At 71.2% G+C, this 4,064-nt stretch carries 4 protein-coding genes; 3 read left to right on the plus strand and 1 reads right to left on the minus strand.

Annotated features, from left to right (window positions below; translation table 11 throughout):
• The coding region (norR, locus tag ABNT58_RS12770; RefSeq protein WP_348753854.1) for a nitric oxide reductase transcriptional regulator NorR at window positions 1-1,151 on the minus strand (1,151 nt) is incomplete at its 3' end.
• Window positions 1,152-1,289: 138 nt separating this feature from the next.
• Between norR and hmpA the strand changes: the two genes are divergently transcribed.
• The 3 genes from hmpA (at window position 1,290) to ABNT58_RS12785 (ending at window position 3,898) form a co-directional block, all read left to right on the plus strand.
• Window positions 1,290-2,477 carry an NO-inducible flavohemoprotein gene (hmpA, locus tag ABNT58_RS12775; protein WP_348753855.1) on the plus strand — a complete coding sequence of 396 codons (1,188 nt, stop codon included), beginning with the start codon at window positions 1,290-1,292 and terminating at the stop codon, window positions 2,475-2,477.
• Window positions 2,478-2,705: 228 nt separating this feature from the next.
• Entirely contained in the window at window positions 2,706-3,104 is a 399-nt protein-coding gene (locus ABNT58_RS12780) for a nuclear transport factor 2 family protein (RefSeq protein WP_348753856.1), read from the plus strand.
• Entirely contained in the window at window positions 3,101-3,898 is a 798-nt protein-coding gene (locus tag ABNT58_RS12785; RefSeq protein ID WP_348753857.1) for a helix-turn-helix transcriptional regulator, read from the plus strand. The genes ABNT58_RS12780 and ABNT58_RS12785 overlap by 4 nt, the downstream gene beginning before the upstream one ends.
• Window positions 3,899-4,064 lie beyond the last annotated feature (166 nt).

Here is a 4,064-nt window from a genome sequence, read left to right on the forward strand (position 1 = left end):
CCCAGGCGGGCGCGGTTCTGTTCCAGGAAGTGGCCGCAGATCAGCAGCACGTCGCGGCCCCGCTCACGCAGCGGCGGCACCTGCAACGGGTACACGCTGAGCCGGTGGTAGAAGTCGGCACGCATGCGGCCGGCCTTCACTTCCTGCGCCAGGTGGCGGTTGCTGGCCGCGATCACGCGCACGTCCACATGGCGCTCGCGGTCGGAGCCCAGGCGTTGCAGCTGGCCGCTTTGCAGCACCCGCAGCAGCTTGGCCTGCACCGGCTTGGCCAGTTCGCCCACTTCATCCAGGAACAGCGTGCCGCCATGGGCGAGCTCGAACTTGCCGGCGCGGTCGGTGGTGGCGCCGGTGAAGGCACCCTTCACGTGGCCGAAGAGCTCGCTTTCCACCAGCGTGTCAGGCAGCGCCGCGCAGTTGATGCTGACCATGGGCTGCGCCGCGCGCGGCGAGGCGGCATGCAGCGCCTGGGCCACCAGTTCCTTGCCCACGCCGGTTTCGCCCTGGATCAGCACGCACAGGTCGCTGGCGCCCACCAGCGCGATTTCCTTGAGCAGCGCACGGTGGGCAGCGCTCTGGCCGATCAGGCGCTGGCCGGCCGGCTGGGCGGCCAGCCGGTAGCGCTCCACGCTGGTGGTGAGCTGGCCGATGCGCTCGGCCGCGGCCACGGTGGCGGCGGCCAGGGCCGCCAGCGTGTCCAGCAGCTTCAGGTCCACCTGATCGAAGCGCTGCGGCTGCAGCGCATCCAGCGTCAACAGGCCCCAGGGCCGGCCGTTGCCGTCGGCCAGGTGCAGCGCACAGCCCAGACAGTCGTGCACCGGCAGGTGGCCCTGCACGCCGTCCACCAGGCCATCGTAGGGGTCGGGCAGGTCGCACTCGGCCGCAAAGCGCAGCGGGCCGGGCGCTTCCAGCAGCTCGCGAAGGCGCGGGTGGTCGGCCACGCGAAAGCGCCGGCCCAGCGTGTCAGCGCTCAGTCCATCGGTGGCCATGGGCCGCAGCACCTCGCCTTCCAGCCGCAGCAGGGCCGCGGCGTCGCAGGGCAGCACGCTGCGCAGGCCCTGCAGCAGCCGGCGAAAGCGCTCGGACTCGGGCAGGTCACGCGACAGGTCGGCCACCAGGGGCACGATGGCATCCAGCCACTGGGAAGGCGTCATTTCGACCTCTTCTTGTCCGATTGACGCGATTGTCGCGCGGTCAGTTCGACTGCATCCCGCTGCAAGTGCTTGATTCATCATGCGCTGGCCCCTGGCTCGGCGATTGCGATGGGGGATTCGTCCCTCACGGAGAACCCCATGCTCACCGAAGCCCAACGCGCGATCGTCCGCGCCACCGTGCCGCTGCTTGAAACCGGCGGCCAAGCCTTGACCACCCACTTCTACCGGCTGATGCTGGCCGAGCACCCCGAGGTCCGCCCCCTGTTCAACGCTGCCCACCAGGCCAGCGGTGCCCAGCCGCGCGCACTGGCCAACGGTGTGCTGGCCTATGCGAAGAACATCGACCGGCTGGAGGCGCTGGGCCCGCTGGCGGCGCAGATCGTCAACAAACATGTGGCGTTGCAGGTGCTGCCCGAGCACTACCCCATCGTGGGCGGCTGCCTGCTGCGCGCCATCCGCGAGGTGCTGGGTGCCGACGTGGCCACCGACGGGGTGATCGCCGCCTGGGCCGCCGCCTACCAGCAGCTGGCCGACCTGCTGATCGGCGCCGAGGCGCAGCAGTACGACACGCTGGCCGCAGCGCCCGGCGGCTGGCGCGGCGCCCGGGACTTCCGCGTGATCGACAAGGTGCGCGAGAGCGACGAGATCACCAGCTTCCACCTGCTGCCGGTGGACGGCGGGCCGGTGGTCGATTTCCGCCCCGGTCAGTACATCGGCCTGCAGCTGGTGATAGCCGGGCAGGAGGTGCGGCGCAACTACTCGCTGTCGGCGGCGCCGAATGGCCGCAGCTACCGCATCAGCGTCAAGCGCGAGGTGGGCGGCGTGGTGTCCAACCACCTGCACGACCAGGTGCCGGCCGGCGACACGCTGGCGCTGTTTCCGCCGGCCGGCGAGTTCACGCTGGCCGCAGGCAGCCAGCGGCCGCTGGTGCTGATCAGCGGCGGCGTGGGCATCACGCCCACGCTGGCCATGCTGCAGGCGGCGCTGGCCGACGAGGCCGACACGCGGCCGATCCATTTCATCCACTGCGCGCGCCGGCCCGGCGTGCAGGCCTTCGGCGCCCAGGTGGATGCGCTGGCCGAGCAACACCCGCGGCTGCGGCGCTTTTACCTGTACGACGAAGCCGCGCCCGGCGACCACGCCACCGGCCGGCTGGACCAGCAACGCCTGCAAGCCTGGCTGCCCGCCGTGCCGGCCGAGGTGGAGGCGTACTTCCTGGGCCCGCAGCCCTTCATGCGCGAGGTCAAGCGGTCGCTGCGCGCGCTGGGCGTGCCCGCCGAGCAGATGCGTTACGAGTTTTTCGGGCCGGCGGGCAGTCTCGAGTGATCCTGTCGATCCGCTGCTGCCGGGCGCGATCTGGATGGAATACGGCGCGCTGACCTACTGCGAACGCGTGGCCGACGACGTGAAGCCCGGCATGGTGACCATCGGCGACACCGCCGGTTGACCGGCCGGCGGACGACGTTCGATGACCTGCGAGGTCGTTGAACGCCTGCGCCAGGCGCGCGAAGCTGGCGGCGCCGTCAACGAGGCGGCACCCACCAGGAGCAGACCATGACCGTCCTTGCCAGCACCCCGCCCGACACCAGCGCCCGCGCCCGCCAGCTGGCCGAGCGCTACATCGCCCTGTGGAACGAGACTGACCCCACGCGCCGCCGGCAGCTGCTGCAGGCGCTGTGGACAGAGGACGGCAGCTACGTCGACCCGATGATGCAGGCCCGGGGCCATGGCCAGATCGACGGCCTGATCGCCGCGGTGCAGCAGCGCTTTCCGGATTTCCGCTTCCGGCTGGCCGAGGGCAGCGCCGACGGCCATGGCGACCAGCTGCGCTTCTCGTGGCACCTGGGGCCCGCGGGCGTGGAAGCACCGATCAAGGGCACCGATTTCGCCACGCTCAACGGCGGCCGGCTGCAGACGGTCAGCGGCTTCATCGACGCGCTGCCCGAAGCGTGAGCGGCGCCACCATCGGCGACCTGCTGCGCGAGTGGCGCGCTCGCCGGCACCTGAGCCAGCTGGCGCTGGCGACGGAGGCCGACATTTCGCAGCGCCACCTCAGCTGCATCGAAAGCGGCAAGGCCGCCCCCAGCCGCGAGATGGTGCTGCGCCTGGCAGGCCGGCTGGACCTGCCGCTGCGCGAGCGCAATGCGATGCTGGTGACGGCCGGCTTTGCCCCGCTGTACGCCGAGCGCCCGCTGGACCACCCGGCGATGGCGCCGGCGCGCCGCGCCGTGCAAGCCGTGCTGCAGGCCCATGAACCCTGGCCGGCGCTGGCGGTGGACCGCCACTGGCAGCTGGTGGCCGCCAACCGCGTGCTGCCGGCGCTGCTGGCCGGCGCTAAGCCAGGGCTGCTGGCACCGCCGGTCAACGTGCTGCGGCTCAGCCTGCACCCGCAAGGGCTGGCGCCGCGCATCCTCAACCTGGCCCAGTGGCGCGCCCACCTGCTGGAGCGGCTGCGGCTGCAGATCCTGGCCACCGGCGATGCGGTGCTGGTGGAACTTCTGAAGGAATTGCAGGACTACCCCGCCCCGGCGCCGCAGGCCGACGAAGCCGACACCGGCGCCTGGGGCGGCATCGCGGTGCCGCTGCGCTTGGCCACGTCGGTGGGGCCGATGTCGCTGCTGTCCACCACCACCGTGTTCGGCACGCCGCGCGACGTGACGCTGGCGGAACTGGCGCTGGAAGCCTTCTACCCGGCGGACGAAGCGACCGCCGAGCGGCTGCGCGGGTTGGCAAGCAACAGCATGTAGGCGCAGGCCCACCCCTTGAATCGGCGTCAGCCGTCCCTATAATCCGCTTGCTAGCACTCGACACGCTTGAGTGCTAACACTCCAAAAGAGACCGACAGACGGGTTGGGGGCGCCTGCCGCCACGGCCCGTGAGCCCACCCAAAGTGTCATTGCACTAGGAGATCCC

The organism is uncultured Aquincola sp. (assembly GCF_964001545.1).
Lineage (GTDB): Bacteria > Pseudomonadota > Gammaproteobacteria > Burkholderiales > Burkholderiaceae_C > Aquincola.

What these genes read in the sequence shown, in the direction of transcription:
- hmpA (WP_348753855.1), top strand. Translation starts at nt 1,290, where the DNA reads ATGCTCACCGAAGCCCAACGCGCGATCGTCCGCGCCACCGTGCCGCTG.
- ABNT58_RS12780 (WP_348753856.1), top strand. Translation starts at nt 2,706, where the DNA reads ATGACCGTCCTTGCCAGCACCCCGCCCGACACCAGCGCCCGCGCCCGC.